The organism is Pantoea sp. GbtcB22 (assembly GCF_019091025.1).
GTDB classification, from domain to species: domain Bacteria; phylum Pseudomonadota; class Gammaproteobacteria; order Enterobacterales; family Enterobacteriaceae; genus Pantoea; species Pantoea leporis.
This window is the reverse complement of sequence record NZ_JAGXKB010000574.1, coordinates 1-247: the sequence shown is the minus strand read 5'-3', so window position 1 is coordinate 247 and position 247 is coordinate 1. Positions and strand designations below refer to the sequence as shown.

Sequence of the window (247 nt, the reverse complement as noted above, 5' to 3'; positions counted from 1 at the left end):
CGGGTAGCACCAGTTCCGGGTACATCGCGAGGAATGGCTCCGGATCCGTGGGGAAAGTGGCGAGCGCGTTCTTCGTCTCGTCCTGGTAAATTCCGCCGAACCACGTCATGTGCGCAACGGACGTCACACCCTGGATTCGCTCCATTCGCTCCTTGTAACTCACGGGCAGCGTCATGATCAGCGACACCTTGTGCCGCACGATGAGGCGATCGGCGCCCGCCAGCGCAATCTGTCCGGTGAACGATTC

General features: G+C 61.1%; 1 protein-coding gene. It reads right to left on the bottom strand.

The window, feature by feature from the left end; translation table 11 throughout:
- Positions 1–247: hypothetical protein (locus KVT28_RS26020; protein WP_217551152.1), on the bottom strand; the 247-nt coding region annotated here is incomplete at both ends.